The 16,787-nt window shown below is 72.4% G+C and carries 11 protein-coding genes and 1 pseudogene; 3 read left to right on the top strand and 9 right to left on the bottom strand.

Translation table 11 applies throughout. From position 1 onward, the window contains the following. Positions 1–81 precede the first annotated feature (81 nt). A complete protein-coding gene (locus ACQ5SO_RS13285; protein WP_430942095.1) occupies positions 82–498 on the top strand; it encodes a hypothetical protein in 417 nt (138 codons plus the stop codon). A gap of 34 nt (positions 499–532) precedes the next feature. Here ACQ5SO_RS13285 and ACQ5SO_RS13280 read toward each other — a convergent pair whose 3' ends face one another. From ACQ5SO_RS13280 to ACQ5SO_RS13250, 7 genes and pseudogenes are all read right to left on the bottom strand, one after another. After that, entirely contained in the window at positions 533–2,155 is a 1,623-nt protein-coding gene (locus tag ACQ5SO_RS13280; RefSeq protein WP_430942094.1) for a GMC family oxidoreductase, read from the bottom strand. A 233-nt stretch (positions 2,156–2,388) separates the two neighbouring features. Further along, positions 2,389–3,732 (bottom strand): 8-oxoguanine deaminase, encoded by a 1,344-nt coding sequence (locus ACQ5SO_RS13275; RefSeq protein WP_430942093.1) that lies wholly within the window; start codon positions 3,730–3,732, stop codon positions 2,389–2,391. A 91-nt stretch (positions 3,733–3,823) separates the two neighbouring features. After that, a pseudogene (locus ACQ5SO_RS13270) lies at positions 3,824–5,265 on the bottom strand (uracil-xanthine permease family protein). A 182-nt stretch (positions 5,266–5,447) separates the two neighbouring features. Then, on the bottom strand, positions 5,448–5,951 hold the full coding sequence (locus tag ACQ5SO_RS13265) for an ureidoglycolate lyase (RefSeq protein WP_430942092.1): 504 nt from the start codon (positions 5,949–5,951) through the stop codon (positions 5,448–5,450). Then, entirely contained in the window at positions 5,948–6,985 is a 1,038-nt protein-coding gene (gene alc / locus ACQ5SO_RS13260; RefSeq protein WP_430942091.1) for an allantoicase, read from the bottom strand. Before alc ends, ACQ5SO_RS13265 begins: the two co-directional genes overlap by 4 nt. Continuing rightward, positions 6,982–8,403: an allantoinase PuuE gene (gene puuE, locus ACQ5SO_RS13255; protein ID WP_430942090.1), complete on the bottom strand. Its 1,422-nt coding sequence runs from the start codon at positions 8,401–8,403 to the stop codon at positions 6,982–6,984. The genes alc and puuE overlap by 4 nt, the downstream gene beginning before the upstream one ends. A 139-nt stretch (positions 8,404–8,542) precedes the next feature. Beyond that, positions 8,543–9,469 carry a LysR family transcriptional regulator gene (locus tag ACQ5SO_RS13250; RefSeq protein ID WP_430942089.1) on the bottom strand — a complete coding sequence of 309 codons (927 nt, stop codon included), beginning with the start codon at positions 9,467–9,469 and terminating at the stop codon, positions 8,543–8,545. A 118-nt stretch (positions 9,470–9,587) separates the two neighbouring features. Between ACQ5SO_RS13250 and ACQ5SO_RS13245 the strand changes: the two genes are divergently transcribed. Then, positions 9,588–10,817 carry a urate hydroxylase PuuD gene (locus tag ACQ5SO_RS13245; RefSeq protein ID WP_430942088.1) on the top strand — a complete coding sequence of 410 codons (1,230 nt, stop codon included), beginning with the start codon at positions 9,588–9,590 and terminating at the stop codon, positions 10,815–10,817. Between the two features lie 66 nt (positions 10,818–10,883). Here the strand turns inward: ACQ5SO_RS13245 and ACQ5SO_RS13240 are convergent, their stop codons facing one another. Together ACQ5SO_RS13240 and ACQ5SO_RS13235 are read right to left on the bottom strand one after the other, a co-directional pair. Next, complete coding sequence (locus tag ACQ5SO_RS13240) at positions 10,884–13,226, bottom strand: ATP-binding protein (RefSeq protein WP_430942087.1); 2,343 nt, start codon at positions 13,224–13,226, stop codon at positions 10,884–10,886. Positions 13,227–13,360: 134 nt separating this feature from the next. After that, positions 13,361–14,356 (bottom strand): RsmB/NOP family class I SAM-dependent RNA methyltransferase, encoded by a 996-nt coding sequence (locus tag ACQ5SO_RS13235; protein WP_430942086.1) that lies wholly within the window; start codon positions 14,354–14,356, stop codon positions 13,361–13,363. Positions 14,357–14,957: 601 nt separating this feature from the next. On the opposite strand from ACQ5SO_RS13235, the gene ggt reads away from it, so the two are divergent. Continuing rightward, complete coding sequence (ggt, locus tag ACQ5SO_RS13230; protein WP_430942085.1) at positions 14,958–16,712, top strand: gamma-glutamyltransferase; 1,755 nt, start codon at positions 14,958–14,960, stop codon at positions 16,710–16,712. Positions 16,713–16,787: the final 75 nt, after the last annotated feature.

Genomic DNA, 16,787 nt, shown 5'->3' with positions numbered 1-16,787 from the left:
GCGCGGCCCGGGAAACCCCTTGGCCGCGCGGCGCCCGGCGCGTAGGGTTTACGAACCGCAGCGCTTGGGGAGTTTCCGATCATGGTCTACGTCGCGCAGGCGCTTTTCACCCTCGTCGCCCTCGGCCTGGCCGGGCTGGCGGCGAGATACGGGCGCGGCCCGGTCCCCCAGGCCTATCACGCCGAGATCATGAAGCGGGACGGCGGCCTGCCCGGGCCGGGCGCGCTCCGGGTGCTGCGCGCGGTCTACCGCAGCCTCGCCGGGATCCTGGCGGCGCTGGCGGTGATGGTGCTGGGCGCCGCGCTCTGGCTGCTGCCCGGGGCGCCGGGGGCGACGGGCGCGCTCCTCGCGCTCGGGGCGCTGGTCGGCGCGGTCCCGACGATGATCGCCACAAGGCGGGTCGAGGCCGAGAGCGGCGTGCGCACGCCCTGGCGCGCCGCCGCCGCGCTGGGCGTGGTCGGCGCGCTCGGCGGCCTCGCGGCGCTGTCGGCGGGCTGAGCGCGCCCTCCCTCGCACCCCCGCCAGGCCCCTCTCAGGCCATCGCCCGGGCATCCTCCAGGATCATCTGCGCGGCCTTCTCGGCGATCATCATGGTGGGCGAGTTGGTGTTGCCGCTGGTGATCGTCGGCATGATCGACGCATCCGCCACCCGCAGCCCCTCGACCCCGCGCAGCCGCAGCCGCGGGTCGACGCCCGAGGCCTCGTCCGGCCCCATCCGCACCGTCCCCACCGGGTGGAAGATGGTCGAGGCGACGTCCCCGGCGCCGCGCACCAGCTCCTCGTCCGTCTGGTACTGGGCGCCGGGCTTGAACTCCTCCGGCGCATGGGGGGCCATGGCGGCCTGGTCCATCACCCGGCGGGTGAAGCGGATGGCGCGGGCCGCCACCGCCCGGTCGCCCTCGGTCGACAGGTAGTTCGGCGCGATCACCGGGTGGTCCTGGAAATCGGGCGAGGCGATCTGCACCGTCCCCCGGCTTTCGGGCCGCAGGTGGCAGACCGACATGGTGACGGCGGGGAAGTCGTGCACCGGCTGGCCGAACGCCTCCAGCGTCAGCGGCTGGATGTGGTATTCGAGGTCCGGCGTTTCCACGGCCTCCGAGCTGTGCACGAAGGCGGCGAGCTGGCTCGGCGCCATCGACATCGGCCCGCCCCGGCGCAGCGCGTATTCGGCGGCGATCTTCGCCTTGCCGATCAGCGAATGCGCCATGGTGTTCAAGGTCTTCGCGTTCTGCACCTTGTAGGCGCAGCGGATCTGCAAATGGTCCTGCAGGTTGGCGCCGATGGCGTCGCGCTCGGCCACCACCTCGATCCCCTTGTCCTGCAGCAGCCCGCCCGGTCCGACGCCCGAGAGCTGCAGGATCTGCGGCGAGCCGACGGCCCCCGCCGACAGGATCACCTCGCCGCGCGCGGTCGCCTCGGCGAAGCCCATGTCGTCCTTCCAGCGCACGCCGGTGCAGCGCCGCCCGTCGAACAGCAGCCGCTCGGCATGGGCATGGGTCATGATCGACAGGTTCGGCCGCCCGCGCGCCGGGCGCAGATAGGCCTTGGACGCGCTCCACCGCCAGCCCTTGTTCTGGTTCACGTCGAAATAGCCGACGCCGAGATTGTTCCCGGTGTTGAAATCCTCGGATTTCGGGACGCCCGCCTGCTCGAACGCCTCCATGATCGTGTCGAGGATGTCCCAGCGCAGGCGCTGTCTTTGCACCTTCCACTCGCCCCCCTGGCCGTGCTGGTCGGAGGCGCCGCGCCAGTTGTCCTCGGACTTGCGGAACAGCGGCAGCACGTCGTCCCAGCCCCAGCCCGGATTCCCCATCTGCCGCCAGCCGTCATAATCCGCCGCCTGGCCGCGCAGGTAGAGCATCCCGTTGATCGAGGAGCAGCCCCCCAGCACCCGGCCCCGCGGGTAGAGCAGCTTGCGGTTGTTCAGCCCCGGCTCCCGCGCCGTCTGGAAGCCCCAGTCGGCCTTGGGGTTGCCGATGCAATAGAGGTAGCCGACGGGGATGTGGAACCAGATCCAGCGGTCCTCGCCGCCCGCTTCCAGCAGCAGGACGCGGTTGCGCGGATCCTCGGAGAGCCGGTTGGCCAGGGTGCAGCCCGCCGTGCCCGCGCCCACCACGATGTAATCGTATTCGCCCTGATCGCGCGCCTCGGCCATGGCCGTCTCCTCCGCTCCGCCGCCGGTTGATCCCGGCCCTTGTCGCGACAGGGGACCCGAGCGGGTCCGCAGCGTCAAGAACCCCGCGCGCGGGCAAAGGCGGCCCGCGCGGGCGGGTTTCGGGTCAAGCCCTTGGCGGGGCAGGGAGTGGCTGTGCGCAAATCCCAATACAATTCCGCAGACCCGCAAGGCGGCGGCGCGGATTTCGGCAGGGCGGGGCGGGGGGGCGGGCCTCAGCCGCCCGCCAGCTTCTCCACCGCCCGGCGGGCGGCGGAGAGGGTCGAGGGCGCCTCGACCGTCGCCATCCGCCCCTCGCGCACCACGGCGCGGCCGCCCACGAACACCTCGCGCGCGCGCATCGGCCCGCACAGCACGAGGGCGGCGACCGGGTCCCAGGCGCCCGCCGTCTCGAAGCCGCCCAGGTCCCAGAGCACCAGGTCCGCCTGCTTGCCGACCTCCAGCGCGCCGACATCGCGGCGGCCCAGCACCGCGGCGCCGCCCAGCGTCGCGATCTCCAGCGCCTCGCGCGCGCTCATCGCATCGGCGCCCAGCGTCGCGCGCTGCATCAGCATCGCCTGCCGCGCCTCGCCCACCAGGTGGCCCGCGTCCGACGACGCCGAGCCGTCCACGCCCAGCGCCACCTTCACCGATCCATCCCGCATCGCGCGCACCGGCGCGACGCCCGACCCGAGGCGGCAGTTCGAGCAGGGGCAATGCGCGACCCCGGTGCCGGTGCGGGCGAAGAGGGCGATTTCCTCGGCGTCCAGCTTCACGCAATGGGCGTGCCACACGTCCTCGCCCACCCAGCCGAGATCCTCGGCATAGCGGCCCGGGCGGACGCCGAATTTCTCGAGGGAATAGGCGATGTCCTCGTCATTCTCGGCGAGGTGGGTGTGCAGCATCACGCCCTTCTCCCGCGCCAGGATCGCGCTGTCGCGCATCAGCTCGCGGCTGACCGAGAAGGGCGAGCAGGGGGCGAAGCCGATCCGGGTCATGGCGCCGTCCGCCGGGTCGTGGAAGCGGTCGGCCAGGTCGGCGCAGTCGCGCAGGATCGCGTCCTCGCCTTCGGTCAGGATGTCCGGCGGCAACCCGCCCTTGCTCTCGCCGATGCTCATCGACCCGCGGGTGGCGTGGAAGCGGACCCCGACCTCGCGCGCGGCGTGGATGCTGTCCGACAGGTGCGACCCGTTCGGGAACATGTAGAGATGGTCCGAGGAGGTGGTGCAGCCCGCCAGCGCCAGCTCGGACAGGCCGAGGGTGGTCGAGAGGGCGATCTCCTCCGGGCCCATCTTCGCCCAGATCGGATAGAGCGTGCGCAGCCAGCCGAACAGCAGCGCGTCCTGCCCGCCGGGCACCGCCTTGGTCAGCGTCTGGAACAGGTGGTGATGGGTGTTGACCAGGCCGGGCGTGACCACGCAGCCCATGGCCGAGACGCTTTCCTCGGCCGCCGGGGGCTCGCCGGTCCCGATCGCCTCGATCACGCCGTCCCGCGCCAGCAGCCAGCCGCCCGCGATTTCGCGGCGGGCGCCGTCCATGGTGACCAGGACCTCGGCGTCGCGGATCAGGAGCGTGGACATGGGGGGCCTCCAATGGGTCAGGGGGGCTTGGTGAAACGACAGGCGGCGGCGCCCGGGGACGCCGCCGCCGATGATGCCACGGATCGGGCGCTTACGGGGCCTTCTCGCCGCGCATGCCGCCCGATAACTCCTCGGTCTGGTCATCGGTCAGCTCGTGCGGCAGCACGAGGTTGAGCACGATGGCGATCAGCGCCGCGGGCAGGATGCCCGAGGCCCCGAGGATGCGCAGCGTGTCGGGCAGGTGCTGCAGCGCGTTGGCCGAGCCCGGCGCGGTGTTCATCACCTCGAGCTGCAGCCCGAGGCCGACCGACAGCGCCACCGCGAAGATCACCATGTTGCGCCGGTTCCAGACCACGTCGGACAGCATCGAGATGCCCGAGGCGACGACCATGCCGAACATCACGATCACGCCGCCGCCCAGCACCTCGATCGGGATGGTGCGCACCACGCCGCCGACCTTGGGGATCAGCCCGCAGACGATCAGGAAGATCGCGCCGATGGTGACGACATGGCGCGACATCACGCCGGTCATCGCGATCAGGCCCACGTTCTGGCTGAACGAGGTGTTGGGCATCGCCCCGAACGCGCCCGCGACGGCCGACCCGACGCCGTCCGCGAAGGTCGCGCCCTCGATCTCCTTGTCCGTCGCCTCGCGGCCCGCGCCGCCCTTGCAGATGCCCGAGACGTCGCCGACCGTCTCCACGGCGGACACGAAGGCCATCAGGCAAAAGCCGATCAGCGCCGCGAAGGAGAATTCAAACCCGTACTTGAAGGGCTGCGGCAGGCCGAAGGCGGCCGCGCGCTCCCAGCTTTGCGCGATGGCGTCGACCGACAGCATGCCGATGGCGAGGCAGTAGACATAGCCGACGATGATCCCCACCAGCACGGCCGAGACCGAGAGCATCCCGCGCGCGAAGAACTTGAGGCCCAGGGTGACGAAGATCACCACCAGCGCCGCGGACCAGGACGTCAGGCCGCCATAGCTCTCGAGCCCGCGCGCCTTGGCGGGCACGCCGCCCGCCGCGTATTCGATCCCGACCTTCACCAGCGCGAGGCCTATCATGGTGACGACAAGGCCGGTGACCAGCGGCGGCAGCGCGAAGCGGATCTTGCCGATCACCAGCCCCAGCGCGCCGTGGAACAGGCCCCCAGCAGCACCCCGGTGAAGAGGGCGGCGAGCCCGTCGACCCCCTTGCCCGCGACCAGCGGGATCATGATCGGCAGGAAGGCGAAGCTCGTGCCCTGCACCACCGGCAGGCGGGCGCCCACTGGGCCGACCCCGACGGTCTGGAACAGGGTGGCGATGCCGGCGAACAGCATCGACATCTGGATCATGTACAAAAGCTCGGGGAAGTCGGGCGAGTTCGAGCCGAAGCCGAACCCTGCCGCCCCGGCGACGATGATCGCCGGGGTCACGTTCGAGACGAACATCGCCAGCACGTGCTGGATGCCGAGCGGAATGGCCTTGTGGATGGGCGGCGTGAAGTTCGGGTCGCGCAATTGCGCCGGCGTGCCGATGGATACGTCGGCCATGGGTCGGTTCCCCTGTTGCTGTCGGTGCGGCGCGGCCGGTTGATCGGGCCGTCATTCGCATGTGGATCCCCGAAAGCGCCCCACGGAATCCGCCCGATCCGGGCGCGGCTGTTCAGACCTCGGCGTTTCCCGTCGTCAGGACGCGCCCGCGGGTCGTTGATCGCCCGCGGATCGCATGAGTCTCAGCCCGCCGGATCGGTCGTCACGATCCAGGGGCTGTCATAGGTGTATTCCTCGAGGTTCTCGCCCGGCCCGTCGCGGTCGACGATCAGGAAGTCCCCCGCCGCGCCCAGGGGACGCAGCGGCGCGTGCCAGACCCCGGCGCGGTAGTTCACGCCCTGGCGCGGGGCGGTCAGGAAGGCGACCGGCGTTCCCGGCCGCCCCCCCTCATCCGGCGCCGCCACCACCGCGAAGGGCCGGTCGTGGAGCGGGATCCATGCCTGGCTCCCGAGCGGGTGACGCTCCACCAGCCCGATCTCCAGCGGCTCGGGGTAAGGGCGGCCATGGCCGATGGAAATGATCCCCCGCGCGCCCTCGCCCAGCAGGTCCATCACCGCCAGCGCGTGGTGCCGGTCGCACATCCCGCCATTGATCGGGAAGGACGGCTCGGCCCGCTTGGCGATGATCTCGCCGAAGGGCGCGAAGGCCTCCTCGGTCAGGGGCAGGAGGGGGATCGTCCGGCTCATTCCACCTTGCCCCAGAGCTTCAGGCGGCTGATGCCCCCGTCGGGGTGGATGTTGAGGCGCACATGGGTCACCGGGCCGATATCCTTCAGCCCCCCGGTCACGTCATGCTCGTGATCCGCCATCAGCTTCTGGGGCGGCAGCAGCTCTTCCCAGAACATCGAGGCGACGGTGACGGCGCGGTCCATCTCCGGGCCCATGTCGCGGCCCATCGCGGACATGTCGGCGGCCTGGATGGACGCGCTGTCGGGGAAGTTGCCCTTGAAATGCGCGGTGTCGATCAGCGCCCGCTCGATGCGCCCGCGGGCGGCGAGCTGGATGACGATCCAGTCCGAGCCCGGCTCGCGCCGCCGCCGCGTCTCCCAGCCGTCGCCCATGTTCTCGCCCCGCCCGGGGGCCAGCAGCCGCCAGGGGTGGCCGTAATGGGCGTCGGAATAGCCGATGATGCGCGCGCCGCCGAGGGCGGCGGCGAGTTCCACCTCCTCCCCGCCGGTCTCGAGCGCGGGGCGCCCGTAGACGCGCAGGCGGCCGACGCCGCCGTCGGGATGGATGTGGAGGCGCACATGGGTGAACGTCTCGCGCGACTCGCAGGTGAAGAAGTGGTGGGCCGAGGCGCCGAGGGGGCTGACGGGCAGGATCTCGGCCCAGTCCTTGTCGGTCGGGACCCCGTCCACGCAGGCCCCTTCGATGCGGCAGGCGGGCGGGTAGTTGCCGGTGAAATGCGCGGTGTCGACGTCGAAGCCGAAGATCCGCCCCGGCGCGGCGAGCTTGACGACGCACATGTCGTGCCCCGGCCCGCGGCGGCGGCGGCTTTCCCAGCCGTCCATCCACTTGCCGTTGTCGTCATAGAGGTCCGGGTAGAAGATCGCCGGCGCGTCGGCGAGCATCCGCGAGGCGGGGGCGAAGAACTCGTCGGTGGCGGCGATGGCCTCGGCGCCGAGCCCCGCGGAGGCGAGGTTGATGCCGGAGCGCGCCCATGCGGGCGGGTTCTCCGCCTCGGGCTGGATCACGCCGTCGGAAACGGGGGGAAGGGTCATGCGGACTCCGCGAACAGATCGGCGAGCCGGAGCCGCGCGATGCGCTCGACCTGGGCGCAGGCGGTCTCGAACTCGGCCTCGGGGGAATTGGCGATGCGGGCCTCGAACGCGGCCAGGATGGCCGTCTTGTCGAGGCCCTTCACCGCGATGATGAAGGGGTGGCCGAACCTGGCCTTGTAGGCGTCGTTGAGCGCGGTGAACCGGGCGCGTTCCGCGTCCGTGAGGGCGTCGAGCCCCGCGCCCGCCTGCTCGGCCGCGCTTTCGGCGGTCAGGCGCTTGGCCGCGGCCAGCTTGCCGGCGAGGTCGGGATGGGCGCCCAGCACGCCGAGCCGTTCCGCGTCGGAGGCGGTGCGGAACACCCGCGCCAGCGCCGAGGCGACGCCCGCGGCGCAGTCATGGGCGGGGCCGAGCTCCAGCCCGTGCGCCCGCTCGGCGATCCAGGGCGAATGCTCGTAGATCGCACCGAAGGCCTCGACGAAGGCCGCCTGGTCCATGGCGCTGGGCCGCAGGCCCGCGCGGGGCGGATGGGTCTTCGCCCAATGCTCGGCGATGTCGATGCGGCGGGGGACCCAGACGCGGTCATGCCCGGCGATGTAGTCGAGGAACCGGGCCAGCGCCGCGGCCCGGCCCGGGCGGCCCGCAAGGCGGCAATGCAGGCCCACCGACATCATCTTCGGCGCGCCCGCCAGCCCCTCGGCGTAGAGCGTGTCGAAGCTGTCCTTGAGATAGGTGTAGAACTGGTCGCCCGAGTTGAAGCCCTGGGGCGTCGCGAACCGCATGTCGTTGCAGTCCATGGTGTAGGGGATCACCAGCTGGTCGCGCCCGGCGTGATGGCGCCAGTAGGGCAGGTCGTCGGCGATGTCGTCCGAGACATAGTCGAAGCAGGCCATCTCGGTCGCGATGTCGACGGTGTTCATCGAGCAGCGCCCGGTGTACCAGCCGCGCGGCGCCTCGCCGGTGACCTCGACGTGCAGGCGCACCGCCTCGTCCATCACCGCCCGCTCCTCGGCCGGGTCCATGTCCTTGTGCTCGATCCATTTCAGCCCGTGGGAGGCGATCTCCCACCCCGCGTCCTGCATCGCCTCGACCTGCTCGGGGGAGCGGGCCATGGCGCTGGTCACGCCGTAGACGGTGACGGGCATGCCTCGTTCGGTGAACATGCGGTGGAGCCGCCAGAACCCGGCGCGGGCGCCGTATTCATAGTTCGATTCCATGTTCCAGTGGCGCTTGCCCGGCCAGGGCTGGGCGCCGACGATCTCGGACAGGAACGCCTCGGAGGCGGGGTCGCCATGCAGCAGGCAGTTCTCGCCGCCCTCTTCGTAGTTGATGACGAACTGGACGGCGACGGCGGCGCCGCCGGGCCACTGGGCGTCGGGCGCGGCGGGGCCGTGGCCGCGCAGGTCTCGGGGATAACGCATGGGGCTCGCTGGGGTCGGTTTCCTGATCCAACCAGCCTATAGGCAAACAATCAGCCCCGCTTTCAAAAAAATGATGAAAGAGCCTTCGCCGGGGGCGCGGATGCGGCGCCGCAGCATGGGGCAGGATGGGGCGCGGCGCCTAAGCCTTGGGCGGCGTCAGCACGGCGTCGAGCGCGCTGCGGCAGGCGGCGGTCATGAAGTCGATGAAGAGCCGCGATTTCGCATCCTGGTGCCGCTTGTGGGGGTAAAGGCAGACGAGGCGCACCGGCGCCGGCGGCGTCTGTTCCGCCACCTTCACCAGCCGCCCGGCGCGCAGATGCGCGGCGACCTCGAACAGCGGCTTGTTGACGATGCCGTGCCCGGCCAGCGCCCAGTCGGTCAGCACGTCGCCGTCATCGGATTCGAACGGCCCGGAGAGGGGGAAGGCCCGCTCGCCCTCCTCCGTCTCCAGCAGCCAGCCGATCTCCTGCGCGCCCGGGAAGCGCAGCATCAGGCAGTCGTGGTTATGCGCGGCCAGGTCCTCGCCCCGCCGCGGCATGCCCCGCCGGGCGATGTATTCCGGCGCGGCGCAAAGGGCGCGCTCGCAATCCAGAACCACCCGTTGCCGCAGCCCGCTGTCCTCGGGGCGGCCGAGGAAGAAGGCCACGTCCAGCCCCTCGCCCATCACGTCAATGCGCCGGTCCGTCAGGCGCAGGCGCACGTCGATCTCGGGCCAGCGCGCCTTGAACTCGGGGATCTGCGGCGCGATCAGCCGCCGCCCGATGCCGAGGGGCGCCGCCACCAGCAGGCTGCCGCGCGGGTTCAGCGACACGTCCGCCACCGCCGCCTCGGCCTCGGCCACCGCGTCGAGGATCTTCATCGCGCCCGCGTAGAAGATGCGCCCCTGTTCCGTCGGCTGCAGCATCCGCGTGGTGCGGTTGAACAGGCGCGCGTTCAGCCGCCGCTCCAGCTCCGCGATGCGGGCGGACACCACGGCGGGCGAGACACGCTGGTCGCGGCCCGCGGCGGACATGGATCCGAGTTCATAGGCGCGCACGAACACGCGCAGGGCGTCGAGATAAGCCATGGCGCCCAAGGGATCATCATTCGGGATTTTTTGAAAGCGCCTTCGCTTCTTCGGCGTTTGCGCTGGCGGCGGGGCGTGCCATGCTGCATCGCACATCGAACGGAGGGGCTGCGCGCGCATGCATGATTTCGCGATTTTCTGGGAGTGGCTGGCCTTCGCGGTCCGCTGGGTCCACGTCATCACCGCCGTGGCCTGGATCGGGTCGAGCTTCTATTTCATCGCGCTGGACCTCGGCCTGCGCAAGGCGCCGGGCCTGCCCGAGGGCGCGTATGGCGAGGAATGGCAGGTCCATGGCGGCGGCTTCTACCACGTCACCAAGTTCCTCGTGGCCCCGGCGCGGATGCCCGAGCACCTGACCTGGTTCAAGTGGGAGAGCTATTCGACCTGGCTCTCGGGCGCGGCGCTGCTGGCGGTGGTCTACTGGGCGGGGGCGGAGCTGTACCTCGTCGACCAGACCAAGCTGGAGATGTCGGGGACCATGGGCGTGGTCGTCTCGGCCCTGTCGCTGACCATCGGCTGGATCTGCTACGACCTGCTGTGCAAATCGAAATTCGGCCAGCATGCCAACCGGTTGATGGGGCTCCTGTTCGTGCTGCTGGTGCTGATGGCCTGGGGCTATCAGCAGGTGTTCACGGGGCGCGCCGCCTACCTGCATCTCGGCGCCTTCACGGCGACGATCATGACCGCGAACGTGTTCTTCATCATCATGCCGAACCAGCGCAAGGTGATCGCGTCGCTGAAGGCGGGCGAGGCGCCCGACCCGGCGCTGGGCGCCGAGGCCAAGCAGCGCTCGACCCACAACAACTACCTGACGCTGCCGGTCATCTTCCTGATGCTGTCGAACCACTACCCGCTGGCCTTCGGGACCGAGTATTCCTGGCTGATCGCCGCCTTCGTCTTCCTGATGGGCGTGCTGGTGCGGCACTTCTTCAACTCGATGCATGCCGGAAAGGGCGAGCCCTACTGGACCTGGGGCGTCGCGGGCTTCCTGTTCCTGCTCTGCATCTGGCTCAGCTCGGTCGGATCGCCCGAGGTGGAGGAGGTCGACCTCGCCGATGCCGGGCCGGTCGCCCAGCGTTTCGCCGCCGCCGCGGGCTTCGAGGACGCGGCCGACACGGTGATGGGGCGCTGTTCGATGTGCCACGCGGCCGAGCCGGTCTGGGACGGGATCGTGGTCCCCCCCCGCGGCGTGATGCTGGAGACCGAGGAGCAGATCGCGCGCCAGGCGCGGGCGATCTACATCAACGCGGGCCGCTCCCACGCCATGCCGCCGGGCAACATCACGTCGATCTCGCCCGAGGAGCGGGGGCTGATCGTGGCCTGGTACGAGGCCGGGATCGCCGACTGAGCCGCGCGGGCCGGCAATGCGAAAGGGGCGCCCGGTTGGGCGCCCCTCTTGCGTTTCGGCGCCCGCTCAGACCTTGGACAGGGCGTCGGCCAGCTCGGTCAGCGAGAAGGGCTTGGGCAGGAAGTGGAAGTCGGTCAGCCCCTCGAGGTTGCGGCGGAACGAATCCTCGGCATAGCCGGAGACGAAGATCACCTTCACATGCGGCCGCTGCTCGCGCGCCTTCTTCACCCAGGTCGGGCCGTCCATCCCCGGCATCACCACGTCCGAGATGATCACGTCCACCTCCAGCGCCTTGTCCTCGAGGATCTCGAGCGCGGTTTCGGCGTTGTCGGCCTCCAGCACCTCCCAGCCGCGCAGTTGCAGCGCGCGGATGGCGAAGGAGCGGACCGGGGCCTCGTCCTCGACCAGCAGGGCGACGCCCGAGGCGCCGGTCTTCTCGGCCTCGGCCGGGGCGGGCGCGGGGGCGGCGGCGACCTCCTCCTCCCTCTCCGCCTCGCGCTCCAGCCGCGGCAGCCAGATGGAGAACACGGTGCCTTCGCCCGCCTGGCTGTCGGCGAAGATGAAGCCGCCGGTCTGCTTGACGATGCCGTAGGCGGTGGAGAGCCCCAGCCCGGTGCCCTCGCCGACCTTCTTGGTGGTGAAGAACGGCTCGAAGATCGACGCGATCTTGTCCGGCGGGATGCCGTGGCCGGAATCCGCGACCTCGACCAGCACGTAATCGCCGGGGGGCACCACGGCGCGGTCGCGGCGCAGCTCCTGGTCGAGGCTCATGTTCCGGGTGCGGATATGGACGTCGCCGCCCTCCTGCATCGCGTCGCGGGCGTTGACCACGAGGTTCATCACCACCTGTTCGAACTGCCGCTCGTCCACCCGCACCAGGCCCAGCTCGCCCTCGTGCTCGAGATGAAGGCGCACCTTTTCGCCCAGCAGGCGGTTCAGGAGGTGGCTCAGCTCGGCCAGCGTGTCGACCAGCGACAGCACCTTGGGGCGCAGCGTCTGCTTGCGGCTGAAGGCCAGCATCTGGCGCACCAGCGAGGCGGCGCGGTTGGCGTTCTGGCGGATCTGGGTGAGGTCGGCGTGGTCCGGATCGGTGGTGTCATGCCGCATCAGCAGCAGGTCGCAATGCCCGTTGATCGCGGTGAGCAGGTTGTTGAAGTCATGCGCGACGCCGCCCGCAAGCTGGCCGACCGCCTGCATCTTCTGGCTCTGGACGAACTGGGCCTCGAGCGTCTTCAGCTCGGTCGCGTCCGAGATCACGGCGATCAGCGAGGGCGCGCCGTCGAGCACCACGCGGCTCAGCGAGATCTGCAGGAACGTCTCCCGGTCGTCGCGCCGGGCGCGGGCGACCTCGGACCGGCCCGAGGAGAGGCCGCGCGCGGCCTCGAACACCCGGTCGGCGACCGAGCGGCCGAGCCCTTCCACCAGGTCGTCGAAGGGCAGCCCGGCGCGGGCATGCTCGCCCAGCAGCGCCTGGGCGGGCGGGTTCACCCCGAGGGTCATCCCGTCGAGATCGAGCCGCGCCAGCGCCACCGGCAGGCTGTCGAGCGTGCGCGCCAGGCCGCGGCCCGGCTCGGCCCCCGCGTCCTCGTCGGCGCAGGGCAGCACCAGCAACGTGGTCTCGGCCGAGGGCCCGGCGCCCGGGGGCGCCCCGAGGGTCACGATCCGGCGCAGCGGGTCGACGCCGGGGGCGGGCGAGGCGAGGCGGCGCAGGCAGATCTCCCCCTCCGGCGGGGCCGAGAACACCTCGTCCAGCCGCTCGGCCACGCCGCCGGTCAGCGCGCCCATGGCGGCGTTGGCGTGAAGCTCCCCGTCGCGCAGGCGCAGGGCGGCGATGTCGGGGGGCAGGTCCGACAGTTCGGACCCCGCGCCTTCCTCGGCCATGCGCAGGCGCCACAGCACCCGCCCGGCGCCGAGATCGGCCGCGACCGCGTCCCACCAGCCGCCCGCGGGTTCTGGCAGGCGGCGGCGGGAGACGCCGCCGCGGCGCATCTCGCGCAGCATCACGTAGATCAGCTGTTCCGCGCGCTGGCGCGGGGCGCGCAGCAGGCCCGCGACGCGGGCCCCCGGCGCGGCGTCGCGCCCGCAGGCCTGGGCGGCGGCGTTGGCGGCGATGATGACCCCGTAGGCGTCCGACAGCACCGCGGGGGCCGAATCGGCGTCGAGCAGCGCGGCGAAGGCGCCTTCCTCGCGCCCCTCGCGCCGGCGCGAGACGACGGCGTAGGCCAGCCCCAGCGCGCCCATGGCCACCGCCCCGGCGACCAGCGCGACCGCGGCCAGCGCCAGCGGCGGCAGCGTGTCGGGGATGTCGGTCGAGGCGAGCAGGGCCAGCGTCGCGCCCAGCCCGAAGGCCAGCGCGGCGGAGAGGAGCGCGGTGCGTCGCGGCAGGGCCGAAGCCTCTTCCAGCATCATCTTGGCCTGGCCCTCCCGCTCCTGCGGCGCGGGGCGTCCCGCGGCCGCTGTCTCGCCATCCGCAACTAAACGGCGCGAAACCTACGAAACAGTAAACCGATGGGCGAGTAAACCGGGCGCGACGGGCGGATGGGTCAGCCGCTGCGGGTCATGACGGCGCCGAAGAACCCGTCGCCGCCCTGGCGCGGGTCGAGGCGCAGGCGCGGCCCCTGCGCGAAGCCGGGCGGGGGGGCGCCCGCGACGTCCTCGTTCTCGGCCCGAAGCAGCGAGCAGGTGGCGTAGACCAGCCGCCCGCCGGGGGCGACGAAGCGGGCGGCCTCGGCCAGGATCTGGGCCTGGAGGGCGGCGAAGCGGGCGACGTCCCCGGGCGCCAGGGTCCACTTGCCGTCCGGGTTGCGCCGCCAGGCGCCGGTCCCCGAGCAGGGCGCGTCGATGAACACCAGGTCGCAGGCGCCGATCAGCGCCTTCGGGGGCGCGCCGCGCAGCGCCTCGACCGTCAGCCCGGCGCGGGCGGCGCGGGCGGGCAGGTCCTTCATCCGGTTCGGGTCCGCGTCATGGGCGATGAGCCGCCCGCGCCCTTCCATGGCGGCCCCCAGCGCCAGCGTCTTGCCGCCGCCGCCGGCGCAGTAATCCAGCACGGTCTCGCCGGGACGCGCGTCCGCAAGGGCGGCGACGGCCTGGCTGGCGGCGTCCTGGATCTCGACGCGTCCGTCCTGGTAGGGGGCGGCGTTGCGCAGGCGGCGGGCGCCCCCGGTGACCCGCAGGCAGGCGGGGGAGAGGGGGCCGGGTTCGGTCTGGACCCCCTCGGCGGCGAGGGCGGCGGCGGCGGAGGCGACGTCGGTCTTCAGCGTGTTGACCCGCAGGTCGAGCGGCGCACGGGCCTGGAGCGCGGCGGCCACCTCGGGGAGGGCGTCGCCGAGGGAGCGGGACAGCTCGGGCATCAGGTCGTCGGGGAGGTCGAGGCGCGCGGCCTCGGGCGCGTCGGGCAGGGGGGCGGCGAGGGCGGCGGTTTCCTCGGGCGAGAGCGGCTCGGGGGCGAAACGCTCGCCGGTGAAGATGGCGGAGAGGCTGTCATCCTCGGCGGCGAGGGCGATCATCAGGGCGCGGCCGTCGGGGTCGTCCCGGCCCATGCGCAGGCCGAGCGAGCGGCGGCGGCGGATGGCGTCGTAGACGAGGTCGGCGATGGCGGCGCGGTCCTTGGACCCGGCGAAGCGGTTGGCGCGGCCCCAGGCGGCGAGGGCGCGGTCCGTGCCGCGCCAGTCCGCATCGCGCAGGGCGGTGAGAAGCTCGGCGGCGGCGGAGATGCGGGCGGCGGGGGTGATGGCGTCTCTCCTCGGGCGGCGTGGGGGGCGTCATTGGGGCGGGGCCGGTTGGGGCGATGCATGGCCTGAACCGGGCGCGAAGGGAAGCCTTTTGGGCGCATTGTCCTGGGCTGGGCGCCGCCGCGCGGATGCGCGGCCGGGCGGGCGCGCGGGAGGGCTCGTCCCTCCCCAAGCCCGCCCGCGCCCCGGGTCGAGGGAAGGCGCGACGGCGGCCACCATCCCAGAAACAAAAGAAGGGGGATGCAAGGGGGATCCCCCCCTTGCGCGGGGGACCGGGGGCGGCAGCCCCCGCAATGGCCTTCGCAACGCGCCCCCGCCACCACGCCTCACCCGATCGTGTGCCGCGCGGCTTGCGTTCCGCCCGTCCCCGCGCCGATGCTTGCCGCGACGAACCAAACGGGAGACCTCCATGCCGCTTCGCGCCGCCGCGTCCGCCCTGGCCCTTCTTCTCGCGCCGCCTGCCGCCGCCCAGCAGGCGGCCGCGCCGCCCGCGGCGTCGCAGCCCGAGGCGACGCATGACCGCGCCGCAGCCGCCCGCCGGGCCGAGGCGCCCACCTTCATGGCCGTCGCCGCGCATCCCGAGGCGGCGGCGGTGGGACGCGACGTGCTGGCGGCCGGGGGCACGGCCGCCGACGCGGCGGTGGCGATGCAGATGGTGCTGGGGCTGGTGGAGCCGCAGAGCTCGGGCCTCGGCGGGGGCCTTTTCATCCTCTACCGCGACGCGGAGACGGGGCGGATCGTCACCTATGACGGCCGCGAAACGGCGCCGATGGCGGCGGATGAGAGCTACTGGCTCGGCGAAGACGGCGCGCCCATCGGCTGGTGGGACGCGGTGATGACCGGGCGCTCGGTCGGCGTGCCCGGGGCGGTGGCCGGGGTCGCGCGGCTGCATGCGGATTTCGGCGACCGCGGCTGGTCCGGGCTGCTCGCCCCCGCCATCGCGCTGGCGGAGACGGGGTTCCCGGTCTCGCCCCGCCTCGCCGCCTCGGTCGAGAAGGCGGCCGAGCGGGGGCTGCGCGACGCGCCCGACGCCGGGCGGTACTTCTTCCCCGACGGCGCCCCCCTCGCCGCCGGGGACAGCCTGCGCAACCAGGCCTACGCCGACACGCTGCGCCTGCTGGCGCGGCAGGGGCCGGAGGCCTTCTACCAGGGCGCCATCGCCCGCGGCATCGTCGACGCGGCCAACGCGCCCGGCGGCAAGCTGGCCGGGATGCTGACCATGGAGGACCTCGCGGGCTACGAGGCCAAGGTCCGCCCGCCGGTCTGCATCGACTACCGCGACTGGGAGGTCTGCGGCATGGGCCCGCCGTCTTCCGGCGGGCTGACGGTGGGGCAGATCCTCGGGATGCTCGAGGGGCATGACCTTTCCGCCCTCGGGGACGGGCCCGAGGCCTGGCACCTCTTCGCCGAGGCGTCGAAGCTGGCTTACGCGGACCGGGGCCTCTACATGGCCGATGCCGACCAGGTGGAGATGCCGACCGAGGGGCTGCTGGACAAGGCGTACCTGGCTGAACGCGCGAAGCTGATCGACCAGGCGGCGGCGATGGCGAAGGCCGAGCCGGGAGTTCCGCCGGGCGCCGGCGCCCAGGCGCCCGACACGGATCCGGAGCGTCCCGGCACCACGCATTTCGTGGCCGTCGATGCGGCGGGGAACATGGTCTCGGCCACCTCGTCCATCGAGACCGGCTTCGGCAGCCGCCGCATGACCGGGGGGTTCCTTTTGAACAACGAGCTGACGGATTTCTCCCGCGCGCCGGTCAAGGACGGGCTGGCGGTGGCGAACCGGGTGGGGCCGGGCAAGCGGCCGCGCTCCTCCATGGCGCCGACGATGGTGCTGAAGGACGGCGCGCCGGTGCTGCTCATCGGCTCCCCCGGCGGGTCGCGCATCATCGAATACGTGGCCGCGGCGCTGGTGCGGATCCTCGATTTCGGCATGGACCCGGCCGAGGCCGTGGCGGCGGGCCACGTGGTGTCCCGCGGCGGTCCGGTCGAGTTGGAAGAGGGCACGGAGGCCGAGCGCCTGGCGGACGCCCTGCGCGCGCTGGGGCACGAGGTGAAGACCCGCGACCTGAACTCGGGCCTGCACGTGATCCAGGTGCAGGAGGACGGGACCCTCGTCGGCGCGGCGGACCCGCGGCGGGAAGGGGCGGCCTACGGGGGGTGATGGCGGGGGGGGGGGGGGGGGGGGGGGGGGGGGGGGGGGGGGGGGGGGGGGGGGGGGGGGGGGGGGGGGGGGGGG

Source organism: Rhodovulum sp. DZ06 (assembly GCF_050586345.1).
GTDB lineage: Bacteria > Pseudomonadota > Alphaproteobacteria > Rhodobacterales > Rhodobacteraceae > JBOCEF01.
This window is presented reverse-complemented; position numbering and strand designations above follow the sequence as displayed.

Coding starts and splice junctions, on each gene's coding strand:
- ACQ5SO_RS13275 (WP_430942093.1), bottom strand. CDS start 3,732: ATGTCCACGCTCCTGATCCGCGACGCCGAGGTCCTGGTCACCATGGAC.
- ACQ5SO_RS13245 (WP_430942088.1), top strand. CDS start 9,588: ATGCATGATTTCGCGATTTTCTGGGAGTGGCTGGCCTTCGCGGTCCGC.
- alc (WP_430942091.1), bottom strand. CDS start 6,985: ATGACCCTTCCCCCCGTTTCCGACGGCGTGATCCAGCCCGAGGCGGAG.
- ggt (WP_430942085.1), top strand. CDS start 14,958: ATGCCGCTTCGCGCCGCCGCGTCCGCCCTGGCCCTTCTTCTCGCGCCG.
- ACQ5SO_RS13265 (WP_430942092.1), bottom strand. CDS start 5,951: ATGAGCCGGACGATCCCCCTCCTGCCCCTGACCGAGGAGGCCTTCGCG.
- ACQ5SO_RS13235 (WP_430942086.1), bottom strand. CDS start 14,356: ATGGGCCGGGACGACCCCGACGGCCGCGCCCTGATGATCGCCCTCGCC.
- ACQ5SO_RS13280 (WP_430942094.1), bottom strand. CDS start 2,155: ATGGCCGAGGCGCGCGATCAGGGCGAATACGATTACATCGTGGTGGGC.
- ACQ5SO_RS13240 (WP_430942087.1), bottom strand. CDS start 13,226: ATGATGCTGGAAGAGGCTTCGGCCCTGCCGCGACGCACCGCGCTCCTC.
- ACQ5SO_RS13250 (WP_430942089.1), bottom strand. CDS start 9,469: ATGGCTTATCTCGACGCCCTGCGCGTGTTCGTGCGCGCCTATGAACTC.
- ACQ5SO_RS13285 (WP_430942095.1), top strand. CDS start 82: ATGGTCTACGTCGCGCAGGCGCTTTTCACCCTCGTCGCCCTCGGCCTG.
- puuE (WP_430942090.1), bottom strand. CDS start 8,403: ATGCGTTATCCCCGAGACCTGCGCGGCCACGGCCCCGCCGCGCCCGAC.